The 16149-nt window shown below is 67.9% G+C and carries 15 protein-coding genes and 2 riboswitches; of the genes, 6 read left to right on the top strand and 9 right to left on the bottom strand.

Going from position 1 to position 16149, the window contains the following annotated elements; all coding sequences use genetic code 11:
* Positions 1–172 precede the first annotated feature (172 nt).
* A complete protein-coding gene (locus AC1MFL_RS03375; RefSeq protein WP_479813459.1) occupies positions 173–1141 on the bottom strand; it encodes a DMT family transporter in 969 nt (322 codons plus the stop codon).
* A 33-nt stretch (positions 1142–1174) separates the two neighbouring features.
* Between AC1MFL_RS03375 and AC1MFL_RS03380 the strand changes: the two genes are divergently transcribed.
* Entirely contained in the window at positions 1175–1411 is a 237-nt protein-coding gene (locus tag AC1MFL_RS03380; protein WP_226758441.1) for an RNA-binding S4 domain-containing protein, read from the top strand.
* Between the two features lie 37 nt (positions 1412–1448).
* On the opposite strand, the gene AC1MFL_RS03385 is transcribed toward AC1MFL_RS03380, so the two are convergent.
* Positions 1449–2096, bottom strand: coding sequence for an alpha/beta hydrolase (locus AC1MFL_RS03385; RefSeq protein ID WP_479813460.1), 648 nt, complete (start codon positions 2094–2096; stop codon positions 1449–1451).
* A gap of 70 nt (positions 2097–2166) precedes the next feature.
* Here AC1MFL_RS03385 and AC1MFL_RS03390 point away from each other — a divergent pair, with 70 nt between their 5' ends.
* Entirely contained in the window at positions 2167–3042 is an 876-nt protein-coding gene (locus AC1MFL_RS03390; protein WP_479813461.1) for an SGNH/GDSL hydrolase family protein, read from the top strand.
* 132 nt (positions 3043–3174) lie between these two features.
* Positions 3175–3717: a hypothetical protein gene (locus tag AC1MFL_RS03395; RefSeq protein ID WP_479813462.1), complete on the top strand. Its 543-nt coding sequence runs from the start codon at positions 3175–3177 to the stop codon at positions 3715–3717.
* Positions 3718–3833: 116 nt separating this feature from the next.
* On the opposite strand, the gene AC1MFL_RS03400 is transcribed toward AC1MFL_RS03395, so the two are convergent.
* Both AC1MFL_RS03400 and mmsB read right to left on the bottom strand, forming a co-directional pair.
* On the bottom strand, positions 3834–5318 hold the full coding sequence (locus AC1MFL_RS03400; protein ID WP_479813463.1) for a CoA-acylating methylmalonate-semialdehyde dehydrogenase: 1485 nt from the start codon (positions 5316–5318) through the stop codon (positions 3834–3836).
* Positions 5319–5426: 108 nt separating this feature from the next.
* Positions 5427–6329 carry a 3-hydroxyisobutyrate dehydrogenase gene (mmsB, locus tag AC1MFL_RS03405; RefSeq protein ID WP_479813464.1) on the bottom strand — a complete coding sequence of 301 codons (903 nt, stop codon included), beginning with the start codon at positions 6327–6329 and terminating at the stop codon, positions 5427–5429.
* A 199-nt stretch (positions 6330–6528) separates the two neighbouring features.
* On the opposite strand from mmsB, the gene AC1MFL_RS03410 reads away from it, so the two are divergent.
* Positions 6529–7428 carry a LysR family transcriptional regulator gene (locus tag AC1MFL_RS03410; protein WP_479815287.1) on the top strand — a complete coding sequence of 300 codons (900 nt, stop codon included), beginning with the start codon at positions 6529–6531 and terminating at the stop codon, positions 7426–7428.
* Positions 7429–7607: 179 nt separating this feature from the next.
* On the opposite strand, the gene AC1MFL_RS03415 is transcribed toward AC1MFL_RS03410, so the two are convergent.
* The 3 genes from AC1MFL_RS03415 to AC1MFL_RS03425 form a co-directional block, all read right to left on the bottom strand.
* Complete coding sequence (locus AC1MFL_RS03415) at positions 7608–9002, bottom strand: MFS transporter (protein ID WP_479813465.1); 1395 nt, start codon at positions 9000–9002, stop codon at positions 7608–7610.
* Between the two features lie 181 nt (positions 9003–9183).
* On the bottom strand, positions 9184–10371 hold the full coding sequence (gene metX, locus AC1MFL_RS03420; protein ID WP_479813466.1) for a homoserine O-acetyltransferase MetX: 1188 nt from the start codon (positions 10369–10371) through the stop codon (positions 9184–9186).
* An 11-nt stretch (positions 10372–10382) separates the two neighbouring features.
* Positions 10383–10498, bottom strand: a riboswitch (SAM riboswitch).
* A gap of 137 nt (positions 10499–10635) precedes the next feature.
* The gene (locus tag AC1MFL_RS03425) at positions 10636–11952 is read right to left on the bottom strand and encodes a bifunctional o-acetylhomoserine/o-acetylserine sulfhydrylase (protein ID WP_479813467.1); all 1317 of its coding nucleotides are present in this window, start codon (positions 11950–11952) and stop codon (positions 10636–10638) included.
* 65 nt (positions 11953–12017) lie between these two features.
* A riboswitch (SAM riboswitch) is annotated at positions 12018–12133 on the bottom strand.
* Positions 12134–12334: 201 nt separating this feature from the next.
* Here AC1MFL_RS03425 and AC1MFL_RS03430 point away from each other — a divergent pair.
* Positions 12335–12973, top strand: coding sequence for a VOC family protein (locus tag AC1MFL_RS03430; RefSeq protein ID WP_479813468.1), 639 nt, complete (start codon positions 12335–12337; stop codon positions 12971–12973).
* Between the two features lie 214 nt (positions 12974–13187).
* On the opposite strand, the gene AC1MFL_RS03435 is transcribed toward AC1MFL_RS03430, so the two are convergent.
* Complete coding sequence (locus tag AC1MFL_RS03435; protein ID WP_479813469.1) at positions 13188–13970, bottom strand: CPBP family intramembrane glutamic endopeptidase; 783 nt, start codon at positions 13968–13970, stop codon at positions 13188–13190.
* Positions 13971–14035: 65 nt separating this feature from the next.
* Between AC1MFL_RS03435 and AC1MFL_RS03440 the strand changes: the two genes are divergently transcribed.
* The gene (locus AC1MFL_RS03440) at positions 14036–14716 is read left to right on the top strand and encodes a histidine phosphatase family protein (protein ID WP_479813470.1); all 681 of its coding nucleotides are present in this window, start codon (positions 14036–14038) and stop codon (positions 14714–14716) included.
* 11 nt (positions 14717–14727) lie between these two features.
* Here the strand turns inward: AC1MFL_RS03440 and AC1MFL_RS03445 are convergent, their stop codons facing one another.
* A complete protein-coding gene (locus AC1MFL_RS03445; RefSeq protein WP_479813471.1) occupies positions 14728–16125 on the bottom strand; it encodes a phenylacetate--CoA ligase family protein in 1398 nt (465 codons plus the stop codon).
* Positions 16126–16149: the final 24 nt, after the last annotated feature.

The raw sequence follows: 16149 nt of genomic DNA on the forward strand, positions 1-16149 counted from the left end.
GCAAGACTTAAACGCAGAAACAGCACGCGCACAACAATCAGCCGGGGCTCAATGTTGGCGGTGCAGGAAGCTGCGTCTCCTAGCCTACCGGGCCGCCGGCCCCCGGCGCCGCCCGCCGCAGGACGGGGCGGGTTCGGGACGCGTCGGGGACCGTGCGGGTTCGGCGTCCCCGTCAGCGCCGCAGGGCACCCTTGGGCCAGGGCAGGCTCGCGAGCACTATCGCGGCGAGGGTCAGCAGGGTTCCCAGCACGGTGGGCAGCGCCACCACAGTGCCGGGCGCCGGGAACACCAGGTCCAGTCCCAGGGAGCCCAGCAGCTGGCCCGCGATCATGCCGAGTCCAGTCACCAGCACACCCAGGCTGCGGACCAGTACGGCACCGACTCCGATGAACACACACCCGATGGGTCCGCCCAGGTAGTACCACCACTCCGCCGGCAGTGCGTTGCCCGGTCCCGCGACGGCGATCTTGACCAGCCAGGCGGCCCACAGCATGACACCGCCGGCGATGAAGTTCATCAGCGTCGCGGCGATGGGCGTGCCATAGTGCATCGCGGCGGTGCCGTTCATGGCCTGCTGGAAGCTCATCAGGAATCCGGCCAGCACGGGCAGGAGCAGCGGAACCAGCAGCTCCCCCGCCCCGGAACCGGCGCCGGAGAAGCGCGGCGAGACCGCCCAGGCCACCGCGGCGACGGTGAGGATGCTGCCGAGCACCCGGATGCCGGTGATGGATCTTTTGCCGGCCGGTCCGATCCCCATCCGGTCCACGAGCAGCCCGCTGAGGGTCTGCCCGGTCACGCTGGCGACGGTGAAGAGTGCGACGCCCAGCAGGCCAACGGTAAAGGACTGCGCGAAGACGAAGAACCCGCCGATGCAGCCGGCCAGAACGTAATAGCGCGGAAAGCGGCGCTCCCGGACCGCCGGCACGATGCGCGCCAGCCCGGCCCGGCCTTTCGGCAGCACGAGCGAGATCGCGATCATCACCACCAGACCGGTGGTGAAACTCACCACTGCTGCGGCGATTCCATCCTGGAGCGCGGCCCCCAGGGCGCCGTTGATCCTGCCCTGGACGGGCATGAACAGCCCCGCTGCCACGGCGAGCGGCAGCCCGGCGAGGAACGGAAGCCGGGGCGTGTGCGTCATTGCTGTCACCTTACGTCAGGCATCATTGCTTGTATGAGCAACCCGGAAATTGAAGAGATCACCATCCGCGACGACATGATCCGTCTCGGTCAGCTGTTGAAGCTGGCCAGTCTGGTCGAGGACGGTGTGGAGGCAGCGGAGCTGATCAAGAGCGGGCTCGTCAAGGTTAACGGTGAGATCGACGAGCGCCGGGGCCGCCAGCTCCACCACGGCGACACCGTCACTGTGAACGGCAGGACCGTTCGGATCAGCACTCCCGAAGGAGCCTAGTACCTCGCCGGGCGGACTGCCGCCCGGCGTCGTCATCCTACTTGCTCAGCACGCCATGGGTGAGGAACTCCGAGACGTGCCCGATTTCCTGCTGGTTGATGCCGTGCCACATCCCCGTGTAGAGCACCTTGGTGAGCTTCACGTGCTTGCGCACCCAGCCCATGGTGAACTCGACCTTGTCGGGGGAGATCACCGGATCCTGCTGGTCGCGGCCCCAGAACATCGGCACCGTCCCGGCCAGTTCGGCGTCGCGGAAGCTGGGATCCCCGGCGGCGTCGACGGCAAAACCTGATAAGCCGACGACGGCGGCGTAGTCCGCGGGCCGCCGCCGCAGCAGGGTGGTGGCCACTGCCATCCCCATCGAAAAGCCCAGCAGCGTGACGGACGGGTGGTTGGGCCGGACCGAGTCGAGCCAGTCCTCCACATACGAGGCGGCATCCTTGACGGCGTCGAGGGAGTAGTCGATCGACGCCGTCAGCGGGAACCAGGTGAACCCGGGGCCGGAAACCAGCGGTGCGCGCAGCGACGCCACCACAAACTCCTGCGGCAGCACGTCCGCCAGGCTCAGGAGATCCTCTTCGTTGGCGCCATAGCCGTGCAACAGGAGCAGCAGCGGCTTGCCGCCGCGCTCCTCCTCGGGCTTGGACCATAAAACAACGGGGGCGGGGAAGGCGGCGTGAGTCATGGCTCCATTCTTACAGTTACCCGGAAGTAACAACCTACGGTGGCGTAGCTTTGCACGAAGAGTGCACGATATGAAGGTGAGCGAAACAGAAGCCATGGAGAATGCGCCGGAGAACGCCGTCACCCACCCCTGGACCCGCTATGTGGCCATGGGGGACTCCTTCACGGAGGGCATCGGTGACCCCGAGCCTGCGAGTCCTGGCGGCCACCGTGGCTGGGCGGACCGGGTGGCCGAGGAGCTCAGCCGCGGCCACGAGGACTTTGCCTACGCCAACCTCGCCGTCCGGGGCCGCCTCCTGCAGCAGATCGTGGACCAGCAGCTGGCCCACTGCCTGTCCCTCCGGCCCGACCTCGTGACGCTGTCGGCCGGCGGAAACGACCTGATCCGCCCCGGCGGGGATCCGGATGCCCTGGCCGAAAAACTGGACTCGGTGGTGCAGATCCTCACTCTGGCCGGCGCCACGGTGGTCCTCTTCAACGGCCCCGACACCGGCTCGTCCGTGCTGGGCCGGGTGCGCAGCAAGGTGGCCATCTACAACGAGAACCTCCGCACCGTCGCGGCACGCCACGACGCCGTCATTGCGGACATGTGGTCCCTGCGGCAGCTGAACGATCCGCAGATGTGGGATGCGGACCGGCTGCACTTCTCGCCGCTGGGCCACCACACCATCGCGGCCATGGTCCTGGACTCCCTCAACGTCGAGCACACCCTGGAACCCCTCTCCCCCAAACCCCTGCCGCAGCGCAGCTGGCGCCAGGCGCGGTCCGGCGATCTGGTGTGGGCGCGCGAATACTTCGTGCCGTGGGTGGTCCGCCGGCTACGGAACCGGTCCTCCGGCGACGGCGTCACGGCCAAGCGTCCCCTCCCGGGGCCGGTCTTCGGCCCCGGGATGCCGCTGGGCTCGGGCGAGGGGCCGCCCGGCGCCGAAGAGCCCGTGCGCCCCTGAACGTCCTCACCGGGCCGCCCGGACCCAGGGCACGTGTCCCGGGGGTGCACGGTGGGGACGCCACGGAACAGGGCACGACGGGCGGGGTGCGGGCGTTAAGCTGGGAGGACACTTCCTGAGAGGCACGGTACCGTGAACAGTCTGTTCTTTTGGATCATCGTTTTGTCATTCCTGATCCCGATGGCGATGCGCTACTACAAGAAGTCGGTGCGCGGGCGGAACCAGAACCAAGGCGGCGTCCCGGACCAGTTCGGACAGTTCCCCGGCAACCCTCCCGGCGGCGGGGCCGGATACCCGGGCCAGCAGAACAAGCAGCCGCGCGACGGGTTCACCCAGCGGGACTATTACGGGGCATTCGGCGAGCTGGGGGCGCCCCAGCAGCCCGCGCCGCCGGCGAACCAGCCGTACCCGGGCCAGCCGTACCCGGGCCAGTCGTACCCCGGCCAGCAGCCCCCGGTCCCTTACGAAGACAGTCCGGGATACCCCGGCAACCGGCCCCAGGCTTTCCAGCCGCAGGCCGCACAGCAGCCCTCTGCCCCGGCGGTGCCCCCGCCGCCGTCGGCCCCGCAGGGCTTCCGTGCACGCAAGCTCGCGGAACTGGACCAGCGGTACAGCGACGGCGAGCTCACCATGGAGAATTACATGGCCCAGCGCGCGGAGATCATGAAGGGCTAACTCCCCCAAACCACCGCCACCACAAACAACGCGGGGTCACGTACCGCCCATAATCCGGTCACGGATGGGCTGTAAGTGACCCCGCGTTGTTTGTTGGGCGGGCGGGGTTGTGGGGGTCAGTCGACCTGGGGGAAGCCGAGGTCGATCACCGAGGTGGACGGATCCGGCCAGCGGGTGGTGACGACCTTGCCGCGGGTGTAGAAGCGGATGCTCTCGGGGCCGTACATGTGGGTGTCGCCGAAGAGCGAGTTCTTCCAGCCGCCGAAGGAGAAGCTCCCCACCGGAACCGGGATCGGCACGTTGACGCCCACCATGCCGGCCTCGACGTCGAACTCAAACTGCCGTGCGGCGCCGCCGTCGCGGGTAAAGATCGCCACGCCGTTGCCGAACTCGTTGTCGTTGACGAGCCTGACGGCGTCGGCGTAGGTTTCGACGCGGACCACGGAGAGGACCGGGCCGAAGATCTCGTCGTCGTAGACCTTCATGCCGGGCTTGACGTGGTCAACCAGGCTGACGCCGATGAAGAAGCCGTTGGAATCGAACTTCTGCTCCCGGCCGTCCACCACCACGGTGGCCCCCTCGCTGGCCGCGCCGGCGACATAGGAGGCGACCTTGTCCCGGTGCGCGGCGGTGATGAGCGGGCCCATCTGGGATGAGGGGTCCGTGCCGGGGCCGATCTTCAGGGTCCCCATCCGGGTGGTGATAGCGCCGACGAGTTCATCGGCGATGTTCCCGACCGCGACCAGGACGCTGACGGCCATGCAGCGCTCGCCGGCGGATCCGTAGGCGGCGGAGACAGCCGCGTCGGCGGCCATGTTCAGGTCCGCGTCCGGCAGGACCACCATGTGGTTCTTGGCGCCGCCCAGGGCCTGGACGCGCTTGCCGTGGTCGGCGGCGCGCTTGTAGATGGACTGGGCAATCGGCGTCGAACCGACGAAGCTGATGGCCTTGACGTCCGGGTGTTCCAGGAGCACGTCGACGGCTTCCTTGTCACCATGGACGACGTTGAGGACACCGGCGGGGAGGCCAGCCTCGGCGAAGACCTGGGCGATGAAGACGGCCGAGGACGGGTCCTTTTCGCTCGGCTTGAGCAGCACGGTGTTGCCGCAGGCCAGGGCGCTGCCGATCATCCACAGCGGCACCATGGCCGGGAAGTTGAACGGCGTGATGCAGGCGACCACCCCGACCGGCTGGCGCACCGAGTGGACGTCGACGCCGCCGGCCACCTGCTCGGAGCGCTCACCCTTGAGGGCGTGGGACAGGCCGGTGGCGAATTCGATATTCTCCAGGCCGCGGGTGATCTCGCCCTCGGCGTCGGAGAGGACCTTGCCGTGTTCGCTGGTCAGCAGGGCGGCCAGCTCGGGCCGGCGCTGCAGCAGCAGTTCGCGGACCTTGAAGAAAATGTTGGTGCGCTTGCCGAGGCTGGTGGCGCGCCAGCCGGGCAGGGCCGCGCGGGCGGCACGGATGGCCTCCTCGACACGGTCGGCGGAGGCGAGGGCAACTTCCTTTTCCTGCTCGCCGGTGGCCGGGTTGAAGACGGGGCCGTAGCGCTCGGCGTCGGAAATCAGGGCGCCGTTGATGAAGTGCGGGATGCGTTCCATGGGGGGTTCTCTTTCGTGGGGAGCTGTTGTGGGCAGCGGTGCGCGGCGTTTGCCTGCGCAGGGCCGTTGCGTGGCTGCGTTTGCCCGGCCGCGTTGGCTGGGAGGTGCCTACTTGCCGGTGTCCAGGGTGCCGTCGACCAGCTTGACGATCGCGGAGCAGTCCATGCCGGCGTTGCCGGAGTCGATGAGGCGCTGGAAGAGCTGCTGGACGTGCTCGCCGATTTCCAGCGGGGTGCCGGTGTCGCGTGCCGCGCTGATGGCGAGTCCGATGTCCTTGTTGGCCAGCTCGGTGGTGAAGGTCGGGGCGAAGTCGTTGTTGGAGGCCGCGGTGGGGACCACGCCGGCTACCGGGTACCAGGTGCGCAGCGCCCAGCTGTCGCCGGAGGAGACGGATGCGATGTCCCAGAAGACCTGCTTGTCCAACCCGAGCCGGTCCGCGAGGACGGCGCCTTCCGCGGTGGAGGCCAGGTTGATGAAAAGCATGAGGTTGTTGCAGATCTTTGCGGCCTGGCCGGTGGTGGCGCCGCCAGTGGGGATGATGTTGGCGGCCATCGGCTTGATGTACTCGGTGGCCTCGGCCACGGCGCCGGCTTCGCCGCCGATCATAAAGGTCAAGGTGGCGGCCTTCGCGCCGCTCATGCCGCCCGAGACCGGGGCGTCGACAAAGCGGAAGCCGGCGGCAGCCGCGGCGTCGTGTAGGGCCTGGGCGGAGGCGATGTCGATCGTGGAGGAGTCCACCAGCAGGGTCCGGGTGTCCGCGTGGGCCAGGACGCCGTCCTCGCCAAGGTAAACAGCGCGGGCGTGCTCGCCCTTGGGGAGCATGGTGAAGACGACGTCCGCACCGTCGACGGCGTCGGCGATGCTTGCTGCAGGCTTTACTCCGCCTGCTTCCGCGGCGGCGACGGCCTCGGCGTTGAGGTCGAACCCGCGGACATCGTGGCCGGATTTGGCGAGATTCACAGACATGGACCCGCCCATGTTCCCCAGTCCGATCCAAGCGATAACTGCCATGGCGTAAGCTCCTTTGCTTTGCTGCGCGTAGTGCTGTGGGTGCTGCTTTGCGGCGGCTTGTGTGCTGCCTGTGGTCCGGCCGTTCCGCCGGACTCTCCGGGTCAAGCATCACACCCTGCTACAGTGCAATCAAGGGAAAAAACTACAGATGGTATGTGCATGGATGCACATACCTGATTTCAGAGGAGTCATTGTGGACTTGCGGCGGCTTCCGAGTCCGGACGACCTGCTCATCCTGCTGACCGTGGCCCGGCTGGGCAGGTTCAATGCGGTGGCGGAAGCCCTCGGCACGACCCACACCACCATCTCCCGCCGGATCCTGGCGCTGGACAAACAGCTGGGCGGCCGGACGCTGGAACGGAGCCCGCACGGCTGGGAGCTGACGGACCTTGGCAACGAGGCCGTGGCAGCCGCCGAAGCGATCGAGGGCACCCTCGGGGCACTCACGAACCGGATCGCCCGGTCCGAAGATGTGCTGTCGGGGCTGGTCCGGATCAGCACCCCCGACGGCTTCGGCGCCGAGTTCGTCGCCCCGGCGCTGGTCCGGCTGCAGCGGGGCCACCCGCTGCTGAACGTTGAAATGCTCAGCGCCACCCGCAAGGTCAGCCAGAACCGGTCCGGGGTTGATCTCGAGGTGGTGGTGGGCAATCTGGACGTTAGCAACGCGCAGACCATCTTCCTGTCCAACTACTTCCTCCGGCTGTACGCCAGTCCGCAGTACGCCCGGGAGCATGGCCTGCCGGCGACGCTCGACGACGTCCGGCAGCACGGTTTTGTCTCTTACGTGGAGTCCGCACTGCAGGTCGCCGAGCTCGGCCACCGCTCCACCCAGCTTCCCGTCCCCCGCTCCAGCTTCCAGGCCACGAGCATCTTTGCCCAGCTCGAGGCTGTCCGGCGGGGTGCAGGGATCGGCCTGCTGCCCAACTTCCTGGCCGTCGGCGACCCCAATTTCGTGCCCGTGCTGCCGGACGACTTCCAGCGGCAGCTCCCGATCTGGGCGGCGGCACGCGCCGAATCGCTGCGTTCGGCCCCGGTGCAGGCGGTGCTCGGGGCGGTCCGGACGGAGATCTCCGAACGCCAGGATGTCCTCGCGGGCTGAGCCGAACACGCCGGCTGGGCCGTCCCGCCGGGATGGGCCGTCCCGCCGGGCTGGGCCGTCCCGCCGGGCTGGGCCACCCTAACAGCGACAGCCCGGGTCCCCGCACTGCAGGGACCCGGGCTGTCGCTCATCCGCTAATGATTCGTAGCGGGTGGATATTGCCAGTTACTTCTTGACTGCTATTTCTTGACTGCTACCTTGCTTGCGGCAAGGAGGTCGGCGGTGCCCTGGGCGTCGGCGGCGTCGACGTCGTGCAGCGAGACTCCGCGGGTTTCCTTGAGGAAGAACACGGCCACCATCGTGACCAGGCAGGCGCCGAGCAGGTAGATCGCCACCGGGGTGGAGGATTTGAACTGGCTCAGCAGGGCGACGGCGATGATCGGGGCCAGCGAGCCGGCGACGATCGAGGTGACCTGGTAGCCCAGGGAGACGCCGGAGTAGCGCATCCGGGTGGGGAACATTTCAGCCATGATGGCCGGCTGGCCGGCGTACATCAGGGCGTGGAAGAGCAGGCCGATGGTGACGGCGGCCAGGATGATGAAATCGTTCCCGGTGTCCATCATCGGGAACGCGAAGAAGCCCCAAGTGGCGCCCAGGACGGCACCGGCCATATAGACGGGCTTGCGGCCGAAGTGGTCGGACATGCGGCCGACCATCGGCACCACGCAGAAGTGGATGAAGTGCGCGATGAGCAGCAGGAGCAGGATCCGTGAGGTGTCGGTGTGGACCACTGTCTTGAGGTAGGTGATGGAGAACGTGACCACGAGGTAGTAAAGGATGTTCTCCGCGAAGCGCAGGCCCATGGCGGTGAAGACACCGCGGGGGTAGCGGCGGAAAACTTCCTTGACGCCGTAGCCCTTGTGGCCGGCGTCGACCTCTTTGCGGGCCTCCAGGAAGATGGGGGCGTCGCTGACCTTGGTGCGGATGTAGTAGCCCACGAGTACGATCACGGCGGAGAGCCAGAACGCCACACGCCAGCCCCAGGACAGGAAGTCCGCGGAGGAAAGCAGCGCGGAGAGGCCGAACAGCACCGCGGTGGCCAGGAGGTTGCCCAGCGGTACGGCCGACTGCGGCCAGCTGGCCCAGAAGCCGCGGGACTTGTTGGGGCTGTGCTCGGCGACGAGCAGGACGGCGCCGCCCCATTCACCGCCGACGGCGAAGCCCTGGGCGAAGCGCAGGAAGACCAGCAGCGCCGGAGCCCAGTAACCGATCTGCGCGAAGGTGGGCAGGCAGCCCATGAGGAAGGTGGAAACGCCGACCAGGATGATGCTCAGCTGCAGCAGCTGCTTGCGGCCGAACTTGTCGCCGAAGTGGCCAAAGACGATGCCGCCGATCGGGCGGGCGATGAAGCCAACAGCGTAGGTGAGGAAGGCGGCGAGGATGCCGTCCAGCTCGGTCCCCGAATTGGGGAAGAAGGCCTTGCCGAAAACAAGGGTGGCCGCGGAGGCATAGAGGAAGAACTCATACCATTCGACGACGGTGCCGGCCATGGAGGCCGCAACTACCTTCTTCAGGCCGGACGATTTGACGTCCGGCTCTTCTGCGCGCCTCGCGGCCGCGTTTTCCGTACTCATTGTGACTCCTTCGGTGTCTCCGTCGACACCCTATGGACCATTCGGGAGGAGGGCGCCTGTGATGTAAGACACGCGGCACCATTACCCACGAGTATGGTCCCATCCGGAGCGGGCCTCAACGGCCATTAGTGCAGGGGGCATCTGCAAAAATGCACACGGGACGCCGTTTCAGGCCGCAGGACTAGCCGAAGAAGTGCTGCCGGAGCTGGTCGTTGAGCTGGCCGATCTCGGTCAGGAAGCCGTCGTGCCCGATCGGCGCCTGGATGGTGTGCACCGCAACCTCGCCCGGCAGGGCATCGGCGAGCGCGTGGGACTGGGCCGGGAAGTACAGCCGGTCCGAGTCGACGGCCGCCACCAGGAACGCCGCGGTGGCCGGAGCCAGGGCCTCTGTGAGGGCGCCGCGGCCCCGGCAGATGTCGTGGCTCATGAGCGCCTCGGTGATGGCGATGTAGCTGTTGGCGTCGAAGCGGCGGACCAGTTTGTTGCCCTGGTGGTCGAGGTAGCTCTCCACCTGGTAGCGGCCGCGCCCGGCGAGGGATCCGGCTTCCAGCGGGGCCTCGGAGGCCTGGGCGTTCCGGCCGAAGCGTCCGTCTAGCTCTGCCGCCGAGCGGTAGGTGATGTGCGCTATCCGCCGGGCCAGGGCCAGCCCGGCTTCCGGTTCGGGTCCGCCGTAGTAGTCCCCGCCGTTGAAGTTCGGGTCCTGCCGGATGGCCAGCGTCTGGGCCTGGGCGAAGGCAATCTGTTCGGCGGTGCTGCTGGCTCCGACCGAAATCACGGCGCAGCGCTGGACCCGTTCCGGGTAGCTGACGGCCCATTCCAGGGCACGCGCCCCACCCAGGGACCCCCCCAGCACGGCGTACCAGCTGCGGACGCCCAGGGCGTCCGCCAGTCGTGCTTCGGCTTCGGTCGTGTCCCGGAGCGTGACAAGCGGGAACCGTGAGCCCCAGGGCTTTCCGTCCGGCGCCGTCGACGAGGGGCCCGTGGAGCCGTAGCAGCCGCCAAGGATATTGATCGAGACGACGAAGTACTTGTCCGTGTCCACCGGCGCGCCGGGACCGGCGAGCTGCTCCCACCAGCCCGGCTCCTCGGTGGCGCCCCGCGTGACGTGGGTATCCCCCGTCAGCGCGTGCTCGATCAGCACGGCGTTGGAGCGGTCCGCGTTGAGCGTCCCCCACGTCTCGTAGCCGAGGGTGACGTCAGGCAGCCGGGCGCCGGACTCGAGCTCCAGGTCGCCGATCCGGAGGTACCGGACCGTACCATCCGGGACAGTGCCGCCCGGGTCAGCGGCGTCCGGACCACCTGGGGCGGAGGCATCGGCGTGGGAGGTTTTGCTTACAGGTGCACCCTGGCGGGTGACGGCAATCGTCATCTGAGGACCTAACTTCGCGCTTGCCCGCCGACAGCTGACCGGCAGGCCAGGTCTTCACCCGGGGCACCCCGCCGCAAAAGGAGGGTTGCCGGCCAGCAAGCCGGGGCTGTCGCTGGCACTCATGACCTTCACTGAGTGTACGAAATGCGGCGCCCCGGTGGCGAAGATTGTGACGCCCGTATGACTCCCCGGGTCAAACCAGCGCGCCGGCCCCGACACCCCGGCGCCCGGCAGTGCGGCCGGGGGCGCCGGGCGTCGGGGCGCTCAGGCGGTCTTGGCCGCGCGGAATCCGGCGTCAAGGTCGGCGAGGATGTCGTCGATGTGCTCCAGGCCCACCGAGAGCCGCACCAGGCCGGGATTCACGCCGGCAACGGCCTGCTGCTCCGGGGAGAGCTGGCTGTGCGTGGTCGACGCCGGGTGGATGACGAGGGAGCGCACGTCGCCGATGTTCGCCACGTGCGAGTGCAGCTCGAGGGCGTCAACGAAGCGCTTTCCGGCCTCGGCTCCGCCGGCGAGATTGAAGGACACGACGGCGCCGGTCCCCTTCGGGCCGTACTTGCGGCCGCGCTCGTACCAGGGGCTGGAGGGCAGCCCCGCGTAGGCGACGGATTCGACGTCGTCCCTCGCCTCGAGCCATTCGGCCACCCTGATGGCGTTGGCGACGTGCCGCTCCATGCGCAGGCTCAGGGTCTCGATGCCCTGGGCGATGAGGAAGGCGTTGAACGGGGACACCGCCGAGCCGAGGTCACGCAGCAACTGGACGCGCGCCTTGAGGATGTAGGAGAGGTTGGCGCCGAGGGCACCGTCCGCGCCGAGGTCCCGGGCGTACACCAGGCCGTTGTAGGTGGGGTCCGGGGTGTTGAAGCCGGGGAAACGCTCCGGGTCCTTGCCGAAGTCGAAGTTGCCGGAGTCCACGATCACGCCCGCGATCGCGGCGCCGTGGCCGCCAAGGTACTTGGTGGCGGAGTGCACCACGATGTCCGCACCCCACTCGATCGGCCGGATCAGGAAGGGGGTGGAGAGGGTGTTGTCCACGATCAGCGGGACGCCGGCCTCGTGCGCAACCTGCGAGATGCCCTCGATGTCCAGCACGTCCTGGCGGGGGTTGGAGACCACTTCGCCGAAGAACAGCTTGGTGTTCGGCTGCACGGCGTCACGCCACTGGGCCAGGTTGTCCGGGTCCTCCACGAAGGTGACGGTGATGCCGAACTTCTTTAGGGTGTGCGCGAGCAGGTTGTAGGTGCCGCCGTAGAGGCTGGGGCTGGCCACCACGTGGTCACCGGCCTCGGCGACGTTGAGGATCGCGAAGGTCTCCGCGGCCTGGCCGGAGCTCAGCAGCAGCGCCGCGAGTCCGCCCTCCAGGCTGGCCACCCGCTGTTCGACGGCGTCCTGGGTGGGGTTGCCGATCCGGGTGTAGATGGGAGCCAGTTCGGCAAGGGCGAAGCGGTTGGCGGCGCTTTCCGCGCTGGGGAAGACGAACGACGTCGTCTGGTAGATCGGCAGCGAGCGGGCGCCGGTGGCGCTGTCCGGCTCCTGGCCGGCATGGATCTGGCGGGTTTCGAAAGACCAGGCATTGGACATCTGGAGGCTCCTTTTAGGGACTGGGCACAGACAACCCCGGACCCCGTTGGCCCGGGACAGTACTGGCGCCGCGCTTGCCGGCCGGCGGGCGCCGGCAGGCCAGGTCTTCACCCGGGGCACCCCACCGCGATACGAGGGTTGCCGGCCAGCGAGCCGGGGCTGTGTGCTGGCACTCATGACCTGCCCCCAGTCTAGGAACAGTGTGCGGGCTGTGAATAGCTTTATGACGAAGATGAAGTTGCCCTCGGAACGGTCCGGATGGCCCTTCCGTTCCGCCTTGCGATAAGAGATAGTGCCCCGCCGAGAGCCCCCGAAATGACATCCCACCACGGTTAGGGGAGCCTAAGCTGAGAGGCGCATCACAAAGTGTCAAGATGAGGGCATGCGCATGGATCACGTCTCTTACGCCTGTGAACAAGATGGCCTCGCTGCCACCACCGAACGAATTGCGTCTGCCCTCGGCGTGGAAGCCGTGAAGGGCGGAGTACACCCCAGATTCGGGACCCGCAACATGATCATCCCGCTCGCGGGACACAAATATGTCGAGGTCGTGGAGGTTCTAAACCACCCGGCATCGGACAAGGCACCCTTCGGCCAGGCCGTCCGCGCCCGCTCCGAAGCAGGCGGCGGCTGGATGGGCTGGTGCGTCGAAGTGGACAACCTTGCCCCCTTCGAGGAACGGCTCGGCCGGGCCGCTGTCAGCGGCAACCGCAAGTTCCCCGACGGCCGCGAACTGGTCTGGAAGCAGATCGGCATCCTCGGACTCATCGCCGATCCCCAGGTCCCGTACATGCTCAAGTGGGAAGGCGATCCGGAACTCCACCCGTCGAAGGCCTACGAGAGCAACGTCAAGATGTCCGCACTCACGATTGCCGGCTCGGCAGAGCGCGTGACCGAATGGCTGGGTGTTCCGGTGGAGAAGCCGCTGGAAGACGTGGCCGTGAACTGGCTCGCTCCCCGCGGCACCCCCGGCATCCTCTCCGTCACCTTTGAAACGGCCTCCGGAGCCGTCACCATCTAACGCCCTACCGCCCTACACTTCGGCCGCCATCAGCGGGTGCCAATGACGTCACCCAACGATGGCGGCCGAAATCTTTTAACGGCCGCCCGGCAACGCGGGGTCAGTTAGCGCCGGTCCGGAGGCTCCGGATGGGCGCTAAGTGACAGCGCGTTGCTTGGTGGGTGGGGCTTGGTGGGTGGGGCTTGGGACTTGGGGGTTGGTCGTTTGGGCTGGGTCAGCCCAGGCCGATGGCCTTGCCGAAGAGGCTGAAGCCGACGAACGCCACGGTGTCGAGCACGGCATGGGCGATCACCAGCGGCATGAGGCGCCGGGTCCTGGTGTAGACCAGCGCGAAAATCACGCCCATGATGGCGTTGCCGATGAACGGCCCGAAGCCCTGGTAAAGGTGGTAGCTGCCGCGCAGCATCGAACTGGCGAAGATCGCCAGCGGCAGGCTCCAGCCGAGCTTGGGGAGCCGGTCCAGCAGGTATCCCACCACGATCACTTCCTCCACGACCCCGTGCCGGACCGCGGAGAGGATCAGCACGGGCACCGTCCACCAGTAGGCGTCCAGCGCGCTGGGGATGATCGACGTCGTGATGCCAAGGGCTCGCCCGGCGGCGTAGAGGCCCAGCGACGGGATGCCGATCAGCGCCGCCAGGCCGAAGCCCTGCAGCAGGTCCCTGCCGGGCCGCGCAAAATTGAGCCCCAGTTTCTGGAATGCCGTGGCGCCATGGCTGCCGCGGCCGGCAGGGCCCGGCGTCAGGTGGTCGGTCAGGAAATAGAGCGCCAGGACCACCGGCACCAGCGCGAAGAAGATGTCCAGCAACTGGTAGGTGAGGTCAAAGTATTCGCGGGTGCTTTGCGAACGGTTCAGCGTGGAGGTGGCCTCGGACAGTGGCGCCCGGGTCAGCTTGTCGAGCAACTGAACGACCGAATACACGGCGGACTGCCCCAGGGACAGGCCCAGGACTATCCAGACTTCTAGCCGCAGGCGACGGCGGGAGGGAACCAGCATGTTCCTATCTTGCCCGGTCCCGGCTTGCCCTGCCTTACCGGCGTTGCCGCCTATGCTTGGGGTTTATGAGTGCGCCCGGGAAAATCATCATGATCCGGCACGGCCAGTCCGCCGCCAACGCCGACACCTCGATCTACAACCGGGTGCCCGATTACCGGATCCCGCTGACTGAACGCGGCGTGGAACAGGCCCGGGCGGCCGGCGAGGAGGTCCGGCGGCTGCTGGACGGGCGCCAAGTCTGCGTGTACGTCTCCCCCTATCTGCGTGCCTACCAGACCCTTGAGGCGCTCAAACTCGGTCCGCTGATCGAGCGGGTGATTGAGGAGCCGCGGCTGCGGGAGCAGGACTGGGCCAACTTCCAGATCGCCGGCGAGATCGAGGACCAGAAGGAACTCCGGAACGCCTACGGCCACTTCTTCTACCGCTTCCGGGAAGGCGAGTCCGGCTCCGATGTGTACGACCGGATTTCCTCCTTCATGGAGACGCTGCACCGCCACTGGTCCAAGCCGAGCTACGCCCCGAACGCCCTCTTCGTCACCCACGGGCTCACCATGCGGCTGTTCTGCATGCGCTGGTTCCACTGGTCGGTGGAGTACTTCGAGTCCCTCAACAACCCGGACAATGCCGAGGTCCGCACCCTGTACCGCACCGATGAGGGCAAATACGAGCTGGACAAGCCCTTCAGCCAGTGGGAGGACCGGCGGGTCGATGAGACAGTGCTGGACGCCCCGCCGATGTTCTTCTAGCGTCCCGCACGTCATTCCGGCAGGCGGGCGATCACCTGCCGGAACTTCCCGCTCTGGCCGCTCTGTTCCGGCGGCTCTTCCGCGCGCACGACGCCGACGTTCCCCAGTTCCAGCCCGGCGAGGTACTCCGACAGCTTCGCGGAGACGGTGAGCCACACCGCGCCGGCGTCGGCGCCGGGTTCCGGCTCGAGCCGGAGCCGGAGGGACTCCGGGGCCGTCTGGACCAGCTGGCTGCGGTGCAGTCCAGGAGTTTCGTCGAGGACAGATCCGATGGCGAGCGGGAGGATGCGCACCGTGGTTCCGTCGGCGGCCAAGAGCCGGAGGACGTCGTCGCGGCGGCCGGCGACCCGGATGGCCGGCAGCGGGTTGCCGCATTCGCACGGGCCGGACTTCGCCAGCACGGAGTCGCCGAGATCGTAGCGGATGATGGGCTGGACCCGGTTGGCGAGGTTGGTCAGCAGCACCGTGTGGGAGTACTCCCCCGCTAGCGTGGGGCCGTAGTCTGCCTCGACCGGTTCCAGGATGGCCCAGTCGCTGTTGACGTGCAGCCAGCCGCGGGCGCAGTCGTACGCCAGCGGTGTGAACTCTGAGGCCGCATAGGCGTCGTGAACGGCACCCCCGAACGCCTCCGCGATCCGGGCCCGCTCCTGGGGACCACTGGACTCACCGGCCAGCTCCACCACCACGGGCCTCAGGTGCAGCCGGCCGGCCATTTGTTCCCCGGCGAGCAGCGCGAGGGCACTCGGGTAACCGGTGATGGCCGACGGGTCGTAGTCGTTGAGGGCTGCCACGAGCCGCGCCAGCTTCTGTTGCACCGGAAACGCCTGGAATGCACGCCGGCGCCACCAACTGCGCCGGCGCTGCCACTGCACCCAGCCCGCCCCCGCGAAATGTCCGCCGGTGCCCACAACGGCCGCCCAGCGCACGCCGCGGCGGGCCATGGCCAGAAGGCCGGCGGGCGAGAGCCAGGCCAGGTCGATGCGGAGAATGAAGGACTGGGAGACGGCAAGGGAATGGGGATCGTGCACGAAGATACCGGGACGCCCGGTGGTCCCCGACGTGGTGCAGACGAAATACCGGCCCAGGAACGGCGTTCCGGCCAGGGACGGATCGGCGATGAAGGCCTCGACGCCGGCCCGGGTGACGGCGGGATCGGTGACCCAGTCATCGAAGTTGGCCATGAGCTCCTGCTTAGTGACCGGCGGCAGCTCCGCCAGGACGACGCCGCCGGAAGGCCGAGGGGGCGCCACGTCCCGGTAGCGGTGCCGGTAGAACGGCGAGCTGGTCCGGGCGTGCGCGACGATCGCGGCCAGCCGGGCTTCGCGGCGCCGGGCCAGGCCGGCTGGCCCCTGGCGCTGGGCCCGCAGCTGGTCCAGGGCGATGCCCAGTTCCTCCAACAGCCTGGCCATGGTTGCCTCCTGGCTAAAAACGGC

The sequence above is a fragment of the Arthrobacter sp. BG3 genome, assembly GCF_056680185.1.